General features: G+C 41.4%; 17 protein-coding genes. 14 read left to right on the forward strand and 3 right to left on the reverse strand.

Annotation, left to right across the window (positions count from 1 at the left end; genetic code table 11):
• Nucleotides 1–2: 2 nt before the first annotated feature.
• The 5 genes from accB (at nt 3) to AX663_RS09610 (ending at nt 4038) form a co-directional block, all read left to right on the forward strand.
• Nucleotides 3–488: an acetyl-CoA carboxylase biotin carboxyl carrier protein gene (gene accB / locus AX663_RS09590; RefSeq protein ID WP_037601841.1), complete on the forward strand. Its 486-nt coding sequence runs from the start codon at nt 3–5 to the stop codon at nt 486–488.
• On the forward strand, nt 485–910 hold the full coding sequence (gene fabZ, locus AX663_RS09595; protein ID WP_002885470.1) for a 3-hydroxyacyl-ACP dehydratase FabZ: 426 nt from the start codon (nt 485–487) through the stop codon (nt 908–910). Before accB ends, fabZ begins: the two co-directional genes overlap by 4 nt.
• A gap of 118 nt (nt 911–1028) precedes the next feature.
• Nucleotides 1029–2399, forward strand: coding sequence for an acetyl-CoA carboxylase biotin carboxylase subunit (locus tag AX663_RS09600; RefSeq protein WP_060973376.1), 1371 nt, complete (start codon nt 1029–1031; stop codon nt 2397–2399).
• Between the two features lie 5 nt (nt 2400–2404).
• Nucleotides 2405–3271 (forward strand): acetyl-CoA carboxylase, carboxyltransferase subunit beta, encoded by an 867-nt coding sequence (gene accD, locus AX663_RS09605; RefSeq protein WP_037601843.1) that lies wholly within the window; start codon nt 2405–2407, stop codon nt 3269–3271.
• Entirely contained in the window at nt 3268–4038 is a 771-nt protein-coding gene (locus AX663_RS09610) for an acetyl-CoA carboxylase carboxyl transferase subunit alpha (RefSeq protein ID WP_014633561.1), read from the forward strand. The genes accD and AX663_RS09610 overlap by 4 nt, the downstream gene beginning before the upstream one ends.
• 30 nt (nt 4039–4068) lie before the next feature.
• Here the strand turns inward: AX663_RS09610 and AX663_RS09615 are convergent, their stop codons facing one another.
• Nucleotides 4069–4551, reverse strand: a complete 483-nt coding sequence (locus tag AX663_RS09615; protein ID WP_002885585.1) for an S-ribosylhomocysteine lyase — start codon at nt 4549–4551, stop codon at nt 4069–4071.
• Nucleotides 4552–4694: 143 nt separating this feature from the next.
• Here AX663_RS09615 and AX663_RS09620 point away from each other — a divergent pair, with 143 nt between their 5' ends.
• The 5 genes from AX663_RS09620 (at nt 4695) to gorA (ending at nt 11642) form a co-directional block, all read left to right on the forward strand.
• Complete coding sequence (locus AX663_RS09620) at nt 4695–6302, forward strand: ribonuclease Y (RefSeq protein WP_060973341.1); 1608 nt, start codon at nt 4695–4697, stop codon at nt 6300–6302.
• Between the two features lie 211 nt (nt 6303–6513).
• Entirely contained in the window at nt 6514–7260 is a 747-nt protein-coding gene (locus AX663_RS09625; protein ID WP_013990106.1) for a DeoR/GlpR family DNA-binding transcription regulator, read from the forward strand.
• Nucleotides 7257–8168, forward strand: a complete 912-nt coding sequence (gene pfkB / locus AX663_RS09630) for a 1-phosphofructokinase (RefSeq protein WP_002885581.1) — start codon at nt 7257–7259, stop codon at nt 8166–8168. The genes AX663_RS09625 and pfkB overlap by 4 nt, the downstream gene beginning before the upstream one ends.
• Nucleotides 8165–10141 (forward strand): PTS fructose transporter subunit IIABC, encoded by a 1977-nt coding sequence (locus AX663_RS09635; RefSeq protein WP_060973342.1) that lies wholly within the window; start codon nt 8165–8167, stop codon nt 10139–10141. Before pfkB ends, AX663_RS09635 begins: the two co-directional genes overlap by 4 nt.
• Before the next feature lie 148 nt (nt 10142–10289).
• On the forward strand, nt 10290–11642 hold the full coding sequence (gorA, locus tag AX663_RS09640; RefSeq protein WP_049545676.1) for a glutathione-disulfide reductase: 1353 nt from the start codon (nt 10290–10292) through the stop codon (nt 11640–11642).
• Between the two features lie 102 nt (nt 11643–11744).
• On the opposite strand, the gene AX663_RS09645 is transcribed toward gorA, so the two are convergent.
• Together AX663_RS09645 and AX663_RS09650 are read right to left on the reverse strand one after the other, a co-directional pair.
• Entirely contained in the window at nt 11745–13001 is a 1257-nt protein-coding gene (locus tag AX663_RS09645; RefSeq protein WP_060973343.1) for a bifunctional folylpolyglutamate synthase/dihydrofolate synthase, read from the reverse strand.
• A 44-nt stretch (nt 13002–13045) separates the two neighbouring features.
• Nucleotides 13046–13507, reverse strand: a complete 462-nt coding sequence (locus AX663_RS09650; protein WP_002890074.1) for a DUF6556 family protein — start codon at nt 13505–13507, stop codon at nt 13046–13048.
• Between the two features lie 108 nt (nt 13508–13615).
• Here AX663_RS09650 and AX663_RS09655 point away from each other — a divergent pair, with 108 nt between their 5' ends.
• The 4 genes from AX663_RS09655 (at nt 13616) to gtfB (ending at nt 18967) form a co-directional block, all read left to right on the forward strand.
• On the forward strand, nt 13616–14761 hold the full coding sequence (locus tag AX663_RS09655; RefSeq protein WP_060973344.1) for a cysteine desulfurase family protein: 1146 nt from the start codon (nt 13616–13618) through the stop codon (nt 14759–14761).
• Between the two features lie 54 nt (nt 14762–14815).
• Nucleotides 14816–16039: a tRNA uracil 4-sulfurtransferase ThiI gene (gene thiI / locus AX663_RS09660; protein ID WP_060973345.1), complete on the forward strand. Its 1224-nt coding sequence runs from the start codon at nt 14816–14818 to the stop codon at nt 16037–16039.
• Nucleotides 16040–16143: 104 nt separating this feature from the next.
• The gene (gtfA, locus tag AX663_RS09665) at nt 16144–17655 is read left to right on the forward strand and encodes an accessory Sec system glycosyltransferase GtfA (RefSeq protein WP_060973346.1); all 1512 of its coding nucleotides are present in this window, start codon (nt 16144–16146) and stop codon (nt 17653–17655) included.
• The gene (gtfB, locus tag AX663_RS09670; RefSeq protein ID WP_002890082.1) at nt 17648–18967 is read left to right on the forward strand and encodes an accessory Sec system glycosylation chaperone GtfB; all 1320 of its coding nucleotides are present in this window, start codon (nt 17648–17650) and stop codon (nt 18965–18967) included. Before gtfA ends, gtfB begins: the two co-directional genes overlap by 8 nt.

Genomic DNA, 18967 nt, shown 5'->3' on the forward strand with positions numbered 1-18967 from the left:
TCATGAATATTTCTGAAATCAAAGATTTATTGGCTCAATTTGATGCTTCAACTTTACGTGAATTTTCATACAAAAATAATGGTGAAGAATTGAACTTGAGCAAAAATCAAACAAGTTCAGTAACAGCTGCCCCAGTAGCTCCTACAGTTGAAGTAGTTGCGCCAGCTCCTCAAGCTCCAGTAGCAGCACCTGCCGCTGTTGAAACTCCAGCAACACCAGTTGAAGAAGCTTCTGCTCCTGCTCAAGCTGCTGAAGGTGAAGTGGTTGAAAGTCCACTTGTTGGTGTGGCTTACTTGTCTCCATCACCTGAAAAACCAGCCTTTGTTTCTATTGGTGATACTGTTAAGAAAGGTCAAACGCTTCTTATCGTTGAAGCAATGAAGGTGATGAATGAAGTGCCAGCACCTAAAGATGGTGTTATTACTGAAATCTTGGTAGCGAATGAAGAAGTTGTTGACTACGGAAAAGGATTGGTACGCATCAAATGACAATTGATATTAATGCTATTCGTGAAGCTTTACCACACCGTTATCCAATGCTTTTGGTTGACCGTGTGCTAGAAGTTTCAGAAGACGAAATCACAGCTATTAAAAATGTAACGATCAATGAACCTTTCTTTAATGGACATTTTCCTCAATACCCAGTTATGCCTGGTGTTCTTATCATGGAAGCTCTTGCGCAAACAGCTGGTGTTCTTGAATTGTCTAAACCTGAAAACAAGGGCAAATTAGTCTTTTATGCAGGTATGGATAAGGTTAAATTTAAAAAACAAGTGGTTCCTGGTGACCAACTTGTTATGACAGCTAAGTTTGTTAAACGTCGTGGAACAATTGCTGTTGTTGAAGCTAAGGCTGAAGTCGATGGTAAACTTGCTGCATCAGGTACTTTGACTTTTGCTATTGGAAGCTAATGTTTTGTGAAAATCCTTCTGGCGACAGTCGGAAAGGATTTTTCTTTAGATATTGGTCTATCACATAGAAAGGAAATCAACACAGACTATCAAAAAATGTCTGATGTTATCTTGTTTTATGTTTAAAAAATTATTGATTGCCAATCGTGGTGAAATTGCAGTGCGTATTATCCGTGCAGCGCGTGAATTGGGTATCCAAACGGTTGCTATTTATTCTGAAGCGGATAAGGATTCTCTCCATACTATGCTCGCTGATGAAGCTATTTGTATCGGGCCTGCAAAATCAACGGATTCTTATTTGAATATGAATCGTGTCCTATCAGCTGCTATTGTGACTGAGGCTCAAGCTATTCATCCAGGGTTTGGTTTCTTGAGTGAAAACTCTAAATTTGCCACTCTCTGTGAAGAAATGAACATCAAGTTTATTGGTCCTTCAGGCGAAGTCATGGACAAGATGGGTGATAAAATCAATGCCCGTGCTGAAATGATTAAGGCTAATGTCCCTGTAATTCCTGGTTCAGATGGTGAAGTCTTTACAGCTGAGGAGGCTTTAGAGGTTGCCAACCGTCTTGGTTACCCAGTAATGCTTAAGGCTTCTGCTGGTGGTGGCGGTAAGGGGATTCGTAAGGTTAACACTGAAGAAGAGTTAGCTCCTGCTTTCGAATCTGCGTCACAAGAAGCTAAAGCAGCCTTTGGTAATGGGGCGATGTATATTGAAAAAGTTATTTACCCAGCTCGTCATATCGAGGTTCAAATTTTGGGAGATAGCTATGGTAATATTGTTCACCTAGGTGAGCGTGATTGCTCTCTTCAACGTAATAACCAAAAGGTTTTGGAAGAATCACCGTCAGTTGCTATTGGTAAGACACTTCGTCACGAAATTGGTTCTGCGGCTGTCCGTGCCGCTAAGGCTGTTAATTATGAAAATGCGGGTACTATCGAGTTTCTTCTTGATGAAAAAACAGGTCAGTTTTACTTTATGGAAATGAATACCCGTGTTCAAGTTGAGCACCCAGTTACTGAATTTGTAAGTGGTGTGGATATTGTTAAAGAACAAATCCGTATTGCCGCAGGTGAAAAATTATCTGTGGCTCAAGATGATATTGAAATCAAGGGACATGCCATTGAGTGTCGTATCAATGCGGAAAATCCTAAGTTCAACTTTGCACCAAGCCCAGGGAAAATTAGCAATCTCTACCTACCTAGTGGTGGTGTTGGCCTTCGTGTGGACAGTGCTGTCTATCCTGGCTATACTATTCCCCCTTACTATGATTCAATGATTGCTAAAATCATTGTTCATGGAGAAAATCGATTTGAGGCACTCATGAAGATGCAACGTGCTCTTTACGAGCTTGAAATCGATGGAGTTGTGACAAATGCTGACTTCCAATTGGATTTGATTTCAGACCGTAACGTTATTGCTGGAGATTATGATACATCATTCTTGATGGAAACTTTCCTACCAGAATACCAGAATCGTGAGGAATAGAGTTTATGGGATTATTTGATCGAAAAGAAAAGTATATCCGTATCAATCCTAACCGTTCTGTACGTAATGGGGTTGATCACCAGGTACCAGAAGTACCAGATGAGCTTTTTGCCAAATGTCCTGGCTGTAAGCAAGCTATTTATCAAAAGGACTTGGGGCAAGCTAAAATCTGTCCAAACTGTTCTTATACCTTCCGTATTTCCGCTAAAGAACGTCTCGATTTAACAGTTGATGAGGGATCTTTCCAAGAACTGTTTACAGGCATTAAAACTGAAAATCCATTGAATTTTCCAGGTTATATGGAGAAACTAGCAGCGACTAAGGAAAAAACTGGTCTTGATGAAGCTGTTGTGACTGGTGTTGCAACTATCAAGGGGCAAAAAACAGCCTTGGCCATTATGGATTCTAACTTTATCATGGCTTCAATGGGGACTGTTGTTGGTGAGAAAATCACTAAACTCTTTGAACATGCGATTGAGGAAAAACTTCCAGTTGTTATTTTTACAGCATCTGGTGGGGCCCGTATGCAAGAAGGAATCATGAGTTTGATGCAAATGGCTAAAATTTCAGCTACTGTAAAACGTCATTCGAATGCTGGCTTGTTGTATTTGACTGTATTGACAGATCCAACAACTGGTGGGGTTACAGCAAGTTTCGCCATGGAAGGTGATATCATCTTAGCTGAGCCACAAACCTTGATTGGTTTTGCAGGTCGTCGTGTCATTGAAAACACAGTTCGTGAAACTTTGCCAGATGATTTTCAAAAGGCTGAGTTCCTTCAAGAACATGGTTTTGTTGATGCCATTGTTAAACGTACAGAGTTGGCTGATACCATTGCCACACTCTTATCATTCCATGGAGGTGTTCAATGAGCGACGTAGCACGTATTTTAAAAGAAGCGCGTGACCAAGGCCGTTTAACTGCTTTGGACTTTGCCCAAGGAATCTTCGATGACTTTATCGAACTTCATGGTGACCGTAATTTCCGTGATGATGGTGCCGTTATCGGTGGTATTGGTCGCTTAAATGGCCAAGCCGTTACAGTAGTGGGTATCCAAAAAGGTAAAAACCTACAAGATAATCTCAATCGTAACTTTGGGCAACCTCATCCAGAGGGTTATCGGAAGGCTCTTCGCCTCATGAAACAGGCTGAAAAGTTTGGTCGTCCAGTCGTTACCTTTATCAATACTGCAGGTGCTTATCCTGGTGTTGGGGCAGAGGAACGCGGACAAGGTGAGGCAATTGCGCGTAACCTTATGGAAATGAGCGACCTTAAGGTGCCAATTATTGCCATTATCATTGGTGAAGGTGGTTCGGGAGGAGCTCTTGCCTTGGCAGTAGCCGATAAGGTTTGGATGCTTGAAAATACCATCTATTCTATCTTGAGTCCTGAAGGATTTGCAACTATCCTCTGGAAAGATGGCTCACGTTCAGAAGAGGCGGCAGAGTTGATGAAGATTACATCAGGCGAGTTGCTTAACATGGGAATCGTTGATAAGGTTATCCCAGAACGTGGTTACTTTACAAGTGAAATTATTGAAGCAATTAAGACAGCAATTGTAGATGAGTTGGCAGAATTAAGCCAATTATCAACAGAAGACTTACTTGAAGCGCGTTATCAACGTTTTAGAAAATATTAAAAAACATTGGGATTTACCCCAATGTTTTTTTTATACGGTATGGCGTTCGAAGGCTTGGTCTGAGATACCTTGTTCAAGGATAAGTTTAGCCCATTCCTTAGCTGAATGAAGACTGTGATCCTTGTAGTTACCACAAGATTCAATGGTTGTCCCTGGAACATCTTCCCATGTAATCTCGTTAGCGATAGCTTCAAGACTAGATTTGATAACTTTGGCAATTTCTGTAGGATCTTGTTTACCCCACATAATCATATGGAAACCTGTACGGCAACCAAATGGTGAGCAATCAATAAGGCCATCGATACGTTGACGGATCAGTTTAGCGAGTAGGTGTTCGATAGTATGAAGACCACCTGTATCAATACTGTTTTCATTAGGTTGAATCAAACGGATATCAAAGTTTGTGATGATATCTCCTTTAGGTCCAACTTCCTCTGAAATAAGACGGACATAAGGTGCTTTTACAATAGTGTGATCAAGTTCAAAACTTTCAACAGTAACGTCTTTTGGCATGGTAATACCTCCCTATTCTAATAGAGTTATGATACCACAAAATCAGTTTAAAGTTCTAGTATTTATTTGAGAATTCGCTATAAATATGATACACTAGAAGACGGTTTTCTTTAGGGAAGCCTTAGAAAAGTTGAGGTAAAGACATGATAAACATGATAATTTTAGTTGTCTTTGCACTCATTGGTTTAGTCGTTGGATATTTAGCAATTTCTATTAAACTTAGCAAAGCTAAGGAACAAGCAGAAACTACCTTGCTAAAGGCAGAACAAGACGCTGTGAACCTTCGCAGTCAGGCGGAACATGATGCAGATCATCTGCGTGTGACTGCCGAACGCGAAAGTAAGGCTCAACGTAAAGAGTTCTTGTTAGAAGCAAAAGAGGAAGCTAGAAAATATCGAGAAGATATTGAAAAAGAATTCAAATCTGAACGTCAAGAGCTTAAACAAATGGAAAATCGTTTAACAGAACGTGCAACCAGCCTTGACCGTAAGGATGAAAATCTATCAAGTAAAGAACTTACCCTCGAGAAGAAAGAGCAGAGTCTTGCTGACAAATCTAAACATCTTAATGAGCGTGAAGAGAATGTGACTCAGTTGGAGGCTGAGAAGCAAGCTGAACTTGAACGTGTTGGTCAGATGACCATTGCAGAGGCGCGTGAGGTAATCTTAACGGAGACTGAGAATAATCTGACTCATGAGATTGCAACACGTATCAAAGATGCGGAAGCACAGGTTAAAGATACTGTTGATAAGAAAGCCAAAAACGTGTTGGCTCAAGCTATGCAACGCTTGGCTGGAGATTATGTTACTGAACAAACAGTAACTACTGTTCACCTTCCAGATGACAATATGAAAGGTCGTATCATTGGACGTGAGGGGCGTAACATCCGTACGCTTGAAAGTCTAACAGGTATTGACGTTATTATTGATGACACTCCAGAAGTGGTTGTCCTTTCTGGTTTTGATCCAGTTCGTCGTGAAATTGCACGTATGACTCTCGAGGCCTTGATTAAGGATGGTCGTATCCATCCGGCTCGTATTGAGGAGTTGGTTGAGAAGAGCCGTCAGGAAATGGATAACCGTATCCGTGAATATGGTGAAGAGGCAGCCTACGAAATTGGCGCTATGAATCTTCATCCTGATTTGATTAAGATTATGGGACGCTTGCAGTTCCGTACGTCGTATGGTCAAAACGTCCTTCGTCACTCAGTTGAAGTTGGTAAACTAGCAGGTATCATGGCTGGTGAATTGGGTGAAAATGTTGCCCTTGCTCGTCGTTCTGGATTCCTTCACGATATGGGGAAAGCCATTGACAAAGAAGTCGAAGGTAGCCACGTAGAGATTGGTGCAGAGTTTGCACGTAAGTACAAAGAACATCCAGTTGTGGTCAATGCCATTGCCAGCCACCATGGCGATGTAGAACCTGAGAGCGTCATTGCAGTTATTGTAGCAGCAGCAGATGCTTTGAGTTCGGCTCGTCCAGGGGCTCGTAATGAATCTGTTGAGAATTATGTCAAACGCCTTCGTGATTTGGAAGAAATTGCATCAAGCTTTGACGGTGTTCAAACAAGCTTCGCCCTTCAAGCTGGTCGTGAAATTCGTATTATGGTTCATCCAAACAAAATCTCGGATGATGAAGTTACGATCTTGTCTCACAAGGTACGTGAACAAATTGAGAAGAATTTGGATTACCCAGGAAATATTAAGGTTACAGTCATTCGTGAATTCCGTGCGGTTGACTATGCCAAATAAGATAAGAGAGCCGAAAGGCTTTTTTATTTTGCTCTTCATACTGAAAGGGGTATTCTTTTTGAAAATGTAAGAACTTTCTTATCGAATTGCGTCATTTTGGTAGATAAGTATTTTATAATGAAATATTTTGATTTTTTTTGACTGTTTCTAGTTGACAGTTATTAAAAATTTAGTATAATAGATTTTGTAAACGATTACAGAAGGAGAGATTATGCTAAAGTCTGAACGTAAGCAGATTATCTTGTCTCAGTTGAAACAAGATGGTTTTGTCACTTTGGAAAACCTAACTGTTTTGTTAAGTGATACTTCCGAGTCGACGATTCGTCGAGACTTGGACGAGTTAGCGGCAGATGGCCAACTTAAACGTGTTCATGGCGGTGCTGAAAGCATTCATGGTCTAAAGGAAGAAATTGCCAATAGTCAAAAAGCTATTAGAAACGTTAAAGAAAAGGCTCAGTTAGCTGGTTATGCTGCCGATTTGATTAAGGAAGGTGATGTCGTCTTTCTTGAGGCTAGTACAACAAATGAACTTTTGATTCCACATTTGGCTAATCGTCAGGTAACGGTTGTGACTAATTCTATCCACCATGCGGTTAAGCTGGTAGATCTTGGTGTTAGCACTAGGATTGTTGGAGGAAAGGTTAAACATTCAACGGATGCTTCTATTGGAAGTACTGCTCAAGAGCAAATCAGACAACTGAATTTTGATTGTGCGTTCATTGGTGCTAACGGCGTTGATGCTAATTATTTCACCACACCAGACATGGAAGAGGCAGTTATTAAACGGACGGTTATAGCTAATGCTCAAAAAGCCTATGTTCTAGCGGATGCCTCTAAACTTGGTCAGATTACCTATGCTAAGGTAGCCGAGGTCGAGAAAGTAACCATAATTACAAATGCTTCGGAAGAAGAGCTCCTAAAAGAATTAAAAGAGAAAACGAGGGTTATTGAAGTATGATTTATACTGTAACGCTGAATCCATCAATCGACTTCATTGTTCGTATCGACAAGGTAGAGATTGGTGAGGTTAACCGCATGGAGAGTGATGATAAGTTCGCTGGCGGTAAGGGGATTAATGTTAGTCGTATTTTGCAACGTTTAGGTGTCGATAATACTGCAACGGGCTTCATCGGTGGTTTTACAGGACGTTTTGTTACAGATGGTTTGGATGCAGAAGGTATTAAAACCAAGTTTGTAGCTGTGGATCAAGACACACGTATTAATGTTAAAATCAAGGCTGACCAAGAAACTGAAATTAACGGTGCAGGACCTGTCATTAATGAGTATCAATTGGCTGAATTGGAAGCAGTTCTTTCAAGTGTAAGTGCTGATGATGTGGTTGTTTTTGCTGGATCAGCACCAAGCAATCTTGGAAACAAGGTCTATAACAAATTGATTCCACTAGTGCGTGAAACTGGTGCACAGGTTGTCTGTGACTTTGAGGGTCAAACCTTGCTTGATTCCTTGGCTTACCAACCACTCTTGGTAAAACCAAATAATCATGAGTTAGAAGCTATTTTCAATGTCAAACTTAATGGTTTGGCTGATGTTGAAAAATATGCGCGTGAAATCCTTGCTAAGGGTGCACAGAACGTTATCATCTCAATGGCAGGTGATGGAGCGCTTCTTGTTACTCCAGAGGCTGCTTACTTTGCTAAACCAATCAAGGGAACAGTAAAAAACTCTGTTGGTGCGGGTGACTCAATGGTTGCTGGTTTCACTGGTGAGTTTGTTAAATCAGGTGATCCAATTGAGGCTCTCAAGTGGGGAGTAGCATGTGGAACATCTACGGCTTTCTCAGATGACTTAGCGACAATTGAATTTATTAAAGAAACATACAATAAAGTAGAGGTAGAAAAACTATGAAAATTCAGGATTTACTGAACAAAAAAGTAATGTTGCTTGACCTTCAAGCAACTACAAAAGAAGCTGCTATCGATGAAATGATTAACAGCTTGGTTGACAACAGTGTTGTGACTGACTTTGATGTTTTCAAAGCAGGTATTATGGCTCGTGAAGCACAAACATCAACTGGTTTGGGTGATGGAATCGCTATGCCACACAGTAAAAATGCTGCAGTAAAAGAAGCAACAGTACTTTTTGCTAAATCTAATAAAGGTGTAGATTACGAATCACTTGATGGTCAACCTACAGACCTCTTCTTTATGATTGCTGCTCCAGAGGGAGCAAATGACACTCATTTGGCAGCCCTTGCTGAGTTGTCAAAATATCTTATGCAAGATGGTTTTGCAGATCGTTTGCGTAAGGTGACTTCTCCAGATGAAGTGATTGCTGCTTTCAATACGGGTGAAGAAGAAGCACAGGCTGAGGAAGCTAAGAAAGCACAAGCTGTTAAAGAAGCAGCTTCAAGCGATAAACCACTTATCGTAGCTGTAACAGCTTGTACAACTGGTATTGCTCACACTTACATGGCTGAAGAATCACTGATTAAAACAGGTGAAGAAATGGGAGTCAATGTTCGTGTTGAAACTAACGGTGCGTCAGGTGTCGGAACACCATTGACTGCTGAAGAAATCAGAAAGGCTGTAGGTGTTATCGTAGCAGCAGACAAGGCAGTTGAAACAGCACGCTTTGATGGTAAAAAATTGCTTTCTAAACCAGTTGCAGCAGGTATCCGTCAACCTCAAGAATTAATCCAAAACATCTTGGATGGAAAAGCTGAAGTTTTCCATGCTGAAAATGCTGGAGCTGCTCAAGAATCAAGTGAGAAATTGAGCCTTGGTGGTGCCTTCTATAAACACTTGATGAGTGGGGTCTCACAAATGCTTCCATTCGTTATCGGTGGTGGTATCATGATTGCGCTTGCCTTCTTGCTCGACCAAATCATGGGTGTTCCCAAAGATCAATTGTCACAACTTGGTTCTTACCATGAAATTGCTGCTCAATTCAAAGCAATTGGTGGTGCTGCCTTTGGCTTCATGCTTCCAGTACTTGCAGGTTACATTGCTTACTCTATCGCTGAAAAACCAGGTTTGGTTTCAGGTTTCGTAGCTGGTGCTATTGCTTCAAGTGGTGCTGCCTTTGGTGGTGTTCCATTTGCTTCAGGTGGTAAAGCAACCCTTGCCCTTGCTGGTGTATCTTCAGGTTTCCTTGGAGCTCTTGTTGGTGGTTTCCTTGCAGGTGGTGTTATCCTCGTTCTTCGTAAACTCTTGGCAGGTATTCCACGTGCTCTTGAAGGAATCCGTTCTATCTTGCTCTTGCCACTTCTAGGTGTATTTGCTACAGGTTTCTTGATGTTGGCAGTGAATATCCCAATGGCAGCAATCAATACTGGTCTTAGTAACTTCTTGTCAAGCTTGTCAGGAAGCTCAGCCGTACTACTTGGTCTCCTTGTTGGTGGTATGATGGCAGTGGATATGGGTGGACCAGTCAACAAAGCAGCTTATGTCTTTGGTACAGGTACTCTCGCAGCAACAGTGACTTCAGGTGGTTCAGTTGTTATGGCAGCAGTTATGGCAGCTGGTATGGTTCCTCCATTGGCAGTCTTTGTAGCGACACTCTTATTTAAAGATAAATTTACCGAAGAAGAACGCAACTCTGGTTTGACAAACATCGTTATGGGACTCTCATTCATCACTGAAGGTGCAATCCCATTCGGTGCAGCTGACCCAGCACGCGCTATCCCAAGCTTTATCGTCGGTTCAGCTCTTACAGGTGCTCTCGTAGGTATGGCAGGAATCAAATTGATGGCACCACACGGAGGTATCTTCGTTATTGCCCTCACTTCAAATGCCCTTCTCTACCTTCTCTTCATCTTGATTGGTGCTGTGGTATCAGGTATCCTTTTCGGATTCCTCCGCAAACCACTTGATAAATAAGATATGATAAAACAATCTCGTTGTGACGGGATTGTTTTTTTGTGTCGTAGCAGATTTTTGTCAGGGTACCTATTTTATGATAAAGTATAGGCAGAAATGGCTTATCTAGTAGCTAATGCGCTGTATAAAGAAACATAAGAGGTAAAATATGGTAAAAGAATACGATTATATTGTCATTGGTGGTGGTTCTGGTGGGATTGCCAGTGCTAATCGTGCTGCTATGCACGGCGCTAAGGTTATTCTCTTTGAAGGAAAAGAGGTCGGCGGTACCTGCGTCAATGTGGGCTGTGTACCTAAAAAGGTTATGTGGTATGGTGCTCAGGTTGCTGAGACCCTTCACCGTTATGCAGGTGAGTATGGTTTTGATGTGACGGTTAATAAGTTTGATTTTGCAAGGCTTAAGGCCAATCGTCAGGCTTATATCGACCGTATCCATGGCTCTTATGAGCGTGGTTTTGATAGCAATGGCGTTGAACGTGTATACGAGTATGCAAGATTTGTTGATCCTCATACGGTTGAAGTAGCGGGGGAGCTTTATACAGCACCCCATATCCTTATTGCAACAGGTGGTCATGCTCTTTATCCAAATATTCCAGGTAGTGAATATGGGATTACTTCAGATGGTTTCTTTGAGTTAGATGAGGTACCAAAACGTACAGCTGTTATCGGTGCTGGCTATATCGCCGTTGAGGTTGCTGGTGTTCTCAATGCTCTTGGTAGTGACACGCATCTCTTTGTTCGTAAGGAACGCCCATTACGTACCTTTGACAAGGATATTATCGATGTCTTAGTCGATGAGATGGCTAAATCAGGTCCGACCCTTCACACGCATGCTAATGCTACAGAAGTAGTGAAAAATGCTGACGATTCTTTGACCATTAGCTTTGACAATGGAGAAACGATCACTGTTGATTGCCTCGTTTGGGCTATTGGTCGTGCAGCCAATACCTCTGGCTTTGGTCTTGAAAAGACGGGCGTTGAGTTGACCGAACGAGGTAACATTTATTCAGACGCCTTTGAAAATACATCAGTTCCTGGTATCTACGCCCTTGGTGATGTGACTGGTAAACTAGATTTGACGCCAGTTGCAATCAAGGCGGGACGTCAATTGTCAGAGCGACTCTTCAACAATAAAGCCGATGCTAAGCTTGATTACACTGATGTAGCCACTGTGGTCTTTAGCCACCCAGTTATTGGTTCTGTTGGTTTGACTGAGGAAAAAGCAATTGCTAAATATGGTGCGGAGAATACCAAGGTCTATAAATCTAGTTTCACTCCAATGTATACAGCTCTTGCAAACAATCGTCAGCCGTCAACTATGAAATTAGTAACACTTGGTGAGGATGAAAAAATCATCGGTCTTCATGGCATTGGCTACGGTGTCGATGAGATGATTCAAGGCTTCTCTGTGGCTATTAAGATGGGAGCAACTAAGGCTGATTTTGATAATACGGTTGCCATTCATCCAACCGGTTCAGAAGAATTTGTAACGATGAGATAAAAAGGTGAAGTCTGTCTACCTAAATGGATAGACTTTTCTTTATGTTCAAATAACAACCTATATTTTGTGTGTAACTGTATATTGTCTAAATAAAAAAGACCTTTAGGCCTTTCTTTCGTTTAATAAGTAGTTTCTTACTTCTGAGATAAAGTAAAGGGATCCTGTGACAACAAATAGGTCATCAGAATCTGCTGATTCAGCTTTTGCTAGCCATTCTCTATAGTCGGCCGCACATTTGAAGTTTTGAGGATAGTCATCCAAGGGCAGTGCTTCAAAAAAGTCAAAGCTGGTTACCGTAATATCATAATCTTTCAATTCTTCTAGTAAGTTTGCTAAAGGTTTTCGTCTCAGTCCTGCAAAGAGGATGTGGATTTTACGATTGGTAAAGTTATCTTTTAGTACCTGTTTTAAGCTGGCAATTCCTTGAGGGTTATGGGCACCGTCTAGATAAATATTGTTTCCTATCCACTCACTACGACCAGGCCAGTGTGTGTCACAAATACCATCTTGAATGCTCTTATTAGTAATCTTAGGAAATGTTGGAGTCAAGAGATGGGCAGCAGTGACAGCTAACCCAGCATTGTTTTCTTGATGTCGTCCTAGCATTGGTAGCTTAAGATCTGGACTTTCCCAATGGTCATAAGAAACTTGGATCGTTTGGTTGTCTTTCGGAAGCAGCTGAATTTCCCTATCAATGACGGCTAAAGGAGCTTGTAGGTCATGTGATTTTTGGTTGAAAAAATGTTCAACTTCTGCAGAGACACGACCAAGTAAGATAGGTGTGTTTTCTCGCATGACGCCTGCTTTATGATTGGAGATGTCCAAAAGGCTATTGCCCAAGGTTTCAGTGTGATCAAAGCCAATTGAAGTACAGATGACAAGCTCTGGCGAAAGGACATTGGTCGAATCAAGACGTCCACCAATACCTGCTTCAATGATAGCCATATCAACCTGTTTAAGGTCGAAGTAGAGGAACATGAGTAAGGTGACCAACTCGAATTCCGTTGGTCGGTCAAAAGCAGTGTGTTCTTCTAAATCATCAAGAAGAACCTGAGCTTTCTCGACAAGGCTAATCAAATCCTTGTCAGGGATTTCTGTACCGTTTATACTAATACGTTCGTTGAAACGAGTAATATAAGGTGAGGTAAAGGTCCCGACCTGATAGCCTGACTTTGTTAGGATATTTTGTAGGTAGCTTGTTGTTGATCCCTTACCGTTGGTCCCGACAATGTGCACCGTTGGAAAGTGAGTCTGGGGATTTCCGGCTTGTTTCAAAAGCCAACGCATACGTTCGAGTTGAGGGCGACGGCCATTGCCCTTGAAAGAATGGATAAAATTTAGAGTTTCTGTATAGTTCATAGAATTATAGAAAAAAGGCAGGGTTTCCTAGCCTTTTACATGTCTTAGTTAGAAGCGGCGTCACCAGTTGTTGCGCCACCAGTAGTCGCATTGCCAGATGTTGTGTCTGCAGTAGCTGCTGATGAAGAGGTAGTCGTATTGCCACCCGTTGTTGTGTCTGCAGATGACGAATAGGTGTTAGTTCCTGCTTGGCTACTTGTTTGTGTTTCTGAATCAGTCGCATTGCCATAACTAGATGAAGCGGCGCTTGATTCTTGAGTCTTATTATTGCCTTCTTTGATGACTACAGTTGATTGATTGGCTGATGAATCAGAAGTGTCCTTATTTTTAGAGGCTGTGAAATTCATGATGGTGATTGAAGCCACGATGATTGACAAAATTGTCCCGACGGCAGTAAGAACTTTTTGGAAGGCAGTGAAGCCTTTTGTAACGTGTTCAGTCACCTTTGGGGCAGATTTTTTTTCTTCTTTTGATGAATGATTACGGCGTGAGTAATTTTCAGACATGATGCTCTCCTTAAAAATATTTCGTACTTTCTATTATATGATTTTCTCGCAAAAATTGCTAAAAAAATTATGCTATAATAAATAGTAAATAAAAATCGAGGAAAAATCATGATTTATTTTGATAATTCAGCCACTACGGTGCCTTATCCAGAGGCACTTAGAACCTATCAAGAAGTGGCTACTAAAATTTTTGGGAACCCATCCAGCCTGCACCAATTAGGAACATCTGCGACACGTATTTTGGAGGCTTCTCGTAAGCAAGTTGCGGACCTCATTGGAAAATCAGCCGATGAGATTTTCTTTACGTCTGGAGGAACCGAAGGTGATAACTGGGTCATTAAAGGAGTTGCTTTTGAAAAAGAGCCTTACGGCAAACACATTATTGTTTCTGATATTGAACACCCTGCGGTGAAAGAGTCTGCCAAATGGCTTTCAGAGCATGGTTACGAGGTGTCCTATGCACCAGTAAATGAACAAGGGTTTGTGGATGTTGAAGCTCTTGCTGGATTATTACGCCCTGACACAATCTTGGTTTCGGTTATGGCAGTTAATAATGAAATCGGATCAATCCAACCTATTCAATCCATCTCAGATCTCTTGGCTAATGAGCCTACCATATCTTTCCATGTGGATGCTGTCCAGGCTATTGGGAAGATTCCAGTATCGTCCTATTTAACTGACCGTGTAGATTTTGCAACTTTTTCTGGTCACAAGTTCCATGCTGTTCGAGGTGTCGGTTTTGTCTACAAAAAGGCAGGGAAAAAGATTACGCCACTCTTAACCGGTGGTGGGCAAGAAAAAGATTTTCGTTCAACAACTGAAAATGTTGCTGGGATTGCGAGTATGGCCAAGGCCTTGCGCTTAGTTACTGACAAAGAGGTGTTTTCTCTTCCGAAAATTGCCAAGATGAAAAAAATTATCTTTGACGAATTGGCTAAGTACGAGGATATTACTATTTTCTCAGGTGAGGGTGAAGACTTTGCACCTAATATTTTGACCTTTGGAATCAAGGGTGTTCGTGGTGAAGTTATTGTCCATGCTTTTGAAGAGCATCAAATCTATATTTCAACGACATCTGCATGTTCATCTAAGGCGGGAAAACCAGCAGGGACTCTCATTTCTATGGGTGTGCCGACTAAATTAGCTCAAACGGCTGTACGTATCAGTCTTGATGATGACAATGATATGGGACAGGTAGAACAGTTTCTCACGATTTTCAAGCAGGTCTACGCCAAGACACAAAAAGTGAGATAGCAAGATTTAAGCAATTAAACAATAAAACTAAATTCAAATTTAAAAGGAAAAGGAATGACACTAACATATTCAGAAATTATGGTTCGCTATGGTGAATTGTCTACCAAGGGCAAAAACCGTATGCGCTTTATCAATAAACTTAGAAATAACATCAAGGATGTTCTATCCATCTATCCGGATGTTAAAGTGACTTTTGACCGAGACCGTGGTCACATCTACCTCAACGGTACAGACTATGAGCCAGTAGCAGAGTCTTTGAAGCAAATTTTTGGTATTCAAGCCTTTAGTCCTGTTTACAAGTTTGAAAAAGATGTCGAGGTCTTGAAAAAGGCTGTTCAAGACATTATGACTGGGCTTTATCGTGACGGTCTTACCTTTAAAGTGACTGCTAAACGTAGTGACCATGATTTTGTTCTCGATAGTCGTGAGCTCAATCTTACTTTAGGAAATGCAGTTTTTGATGTATTGCCTGAGATTAAGGCTCAGATGAAGGGCCCAGATGTCAACCTTAAGGTAGAAATTCGTGCCGAGGCGGCTTATATTTCTCACGAGGAAATTAAAGGAGCAGGTGGACTACCTGTAGGGACTGCCGGTAAAGGAATGCTCATGCTTTCAGGTGGGATTGATTCGCCAGTGGCAGGTTATCTTGCACTTAAACGTGGTGTGGATATTGAAGCTGTCCACTTTGCAAGCCCTCCTTATACCAGTCCTGGTGCACTGAAAAAGGCTCAAGATTTGACCCGTAAGTTGACCAAGTTTGGTGGTAATATCCAGTTCATCGAAGTACCATTTACTGAAATCCAAGAGGAAATCAAAGAAAAAGCGCCTGAGGCTTATTTGATGACCTTGACGCGTCGTTTTATGATGCGTATTACTGACCGCATTCGAGAAGAACGTCGAGGTCTTGTGATTATCAATGGTGAGAGTCTTGGTCAGGTTGCTAGTCAGACTATGGAGTCTATGCAGGCGATTAATGCTGTTACATGTACGCCAGTGATTCGTCCAGTTGTCACTATGGACAAGTTGGAAATCATTGATTTGGCACAAAGAATTGATACCTTTGACATTTCCATCCAACCTTTTGAGGATTGCTGTACTATCTTTGCACCTGACCGTCCAAAGACTAATCCAAAAATCAAAAACGTTGAACAATATGAACGTCGTATGGATGTTGAAGCCTTGGTTGAACGTGCGGTTGCGGGAATCATGGTGACTGAAATCACACCTATTGAAGAAGCGCAAGACGAGGTGGATACACTTATTGAAGACTTGCTCTAGTCTAGGAGGATATATACTAACATAGTAGTATTTAGGTGCTACTAGAGTTAGGTATGTCCAAAAAGAAATGTCGATGTTGAGCTTTTACCCAGAAAGGAAAATACATGACTGTTTATAACATCAATTTAGGAATCGGTTGGGCATCAAGTGGTGTTGAGTACGCCCAGGCCTATCGTTCTACAATTTTCAAAAACACAGGTATTAAGGCCAAATTTGTCTTTATGGATATGTTCCTGCAGGACAATCTTTCAGATTTGACCCGTAACATGGGGTTTGAAGATGAAGACGTCATCTGGCTATACAGCTATTTTACAGACCTGAAAATTGCTCCAACGACCTATACTGTCAAGGATTTGGAAAAGGAAATCCCTTATGATATCACGCGTCGTGAGATTAATGGCAAGGTGGTTAAGCTCTTTTGTGCCAAGGAAGATATTTTCTACGCCGCTTATTTGCGTAAAGAGGGTGAAGATATCGTTCACCGTGTGGAAAAAGTATCGCGTGGTTGCTTAATTCGTAAAGACTTTTACTCTTACACTAAGATGTTCACGGAGTACTACACCCCTGTAGATAACAAGGCCCACCTCTATCAACGTCGTTTCTTCAATGAGGATGGTAGTGTTGCTTATGATGAAATTGTTGATGGTAAGGATAGTGTCTTCCGTTTCCCAGATAAGATTTTGTCATCTAAACATGAATTTATCGCCTACTTCATGTCGCAACTTGGTCTAACTGACCAGGATATCGTTATCTTGGACCGTGCCACTGGTACGGGACAGGCTGTTTTCCGTAATACCAAACCTGCTAAGCTTGGGGTTGTGGTCCATGCAGAGCACTTTAGTGAAAATGCTGTGACAGACAAGACTATTCTTTGGAATAACTTCTATGAGTACCAATTCAGCAATGCAGATAAGGTTGATTTCTTCATCACAGCGACAGAACGTCAACGCAGCATTATGCTAGATCAGTTCAACAAATACACACCATTTACACCTCATATCGTAACGATTCCTGTGGGAAGTTTGGATAAACTGAGAGAGCCTGAGGGAGAGCGTAAACCATTCTCAATCATCACAGCTTCACGTTTGGCCAATGAAAAACACGTAGACTGGTTGGCCAAGGCTGTTGTTAAGGCTAAAGAAAGTCTGCCACAAGTGAACTTTGATATCTTTGGTACAGGTGCTGAAGAAGCTAAGCTTAAGGCAATTATTGAGGAAAATCACGCTCAGGATTACATCCATCTTAAGGGTCACCAAGATTTAACAGAAGTCTACAAGGATTACGAACTTTACCTATCAGGTTCTAAGAGTGAAGGTTTTGGCTTGACACTTCTAGAAGCTGTTGGATCGGGCCTTGGTATGATTGGTTTTGATGTCCGTTATGGGAACCAAACTTTTATCAAGGATAATGAAAATGGTTACTTAATCCCTCGATTTGAAAAAGATGACGAGCTTGCTATTGTGGCTGCCTTGGCAGAGAAAATTGTAGCTTTCTTCAATCGTTCAGATTTAGATCATGTTCATCAAGTCTCTTATGATATCGCCAAAGGCTTTTTGACAGAGGAAATCGAGCAGAAGTGGCTTAACTTAGTAAAGGAGATGACTAATCATGATTAATTTATTTGAGAACTATAGTCAAGGTAGTTGGGATCTCCATTACTCGCTGATTGTCGCTGGCTATGTAAATACAACAGTTTGTCTTTCAGATGATGGCTTTCTGCCTAGTGACGTGACCTCACCTTACCTTTATTTCACTGGTTTTGACAAGGTTCAAGGTTCTGCACTTTACTTTAATCAGGTTCCTGTGCCTGACTACTGGGAAATTTTAGGAACAAATAGTAACGCGGAAATCTTCCGTTTTGATAAGAAACGTGGTCATATTCACTATGCGCACCCTGCTCATCAGCGTCTAGTTAAAGCTGTGGATTGGTATGATGAGTCAGGTCGCCTGCGTGTGACTGATCGCTACAATAATAAGGGGTATCGTTTCTCACAAACAACTTACAATGTTAAGCAAGAAGCGACCATTACTAGTTATTTCACTCCAGACAACAAGGAAGTTATCGTCATTAACCATTTGACCAAAGACGTTATCTTGAATTGGAAAGACAAGGTCTACATTTTCAAAAACAAATCGGAGTTTGTAGTCTTTTATCTTAAAGAAGCTGGCTATGATTTGCGACGTATCCTTTATAACTCCTTGTCAACGCCTTTCTTGACAGCTATGAATCTTCCGAATTCTGGTCAAGATGTCCTCTTCTGGCAAGAGCCTATCACTGATTCAGTCCCTGGGAATATGCGCCTCCTTCTTGATAGCAATCACCGTCAAACTAAGATTGTAGTGCAAGAATACACGGCATATACGAATCTTCTAAAGTTGGTTAGTCCAGAGCAGGCTTCTCGCGTGGCCTTTCTCGGATTCATGTATCCATTTGCTCGTCAGAATAATTTCCAAAATCAAGCACTGATCTTGACCAACTCAGATCAGATTGAACACTTGGAAAACATTGTTAGTGAAGTGCCTACCATGCACTACCATATTGGTGCAATCACTGAAATGTCAAGTCGTTTGATGGATTTAGCTAAATATAGTAATGTTAGCCTTTATCCGAATATTACAACAGAACAGGTTAAACGTCTCTATCAAGAGGCTGATTTCTATTTAGATATTAATCACCAAAATGAAATCCTGTCAGCGACACGTGCTGCCTTTGAAAATAACCTGCTTATCCTGGCTTTCACGAACACAAGCCATGGTCCAGATTATACTGCACCAAGCAATATTTTCTCAGCTATGAATGCTGGGCAATTTAAACAAACCCTTAAAGAAGCCTTGGGCAACCGTGACTTCCTTAGTCACTTGCTTGATCGTCAACGTGAGCATGCTCATGTGGCGACACCAGAAGATTATAAGAAGGTTATTGGTTAG

The sequence above is a fragment of the Streptococcus sp. CCH8-H5 genome, from assembly GCF_001556505.1.
Taxonomy (GTDB): domain Bacteria; phylum Bacillota; class Bacilli; order Lactobacillales; family Streptococcaceae; genus Streptococcus.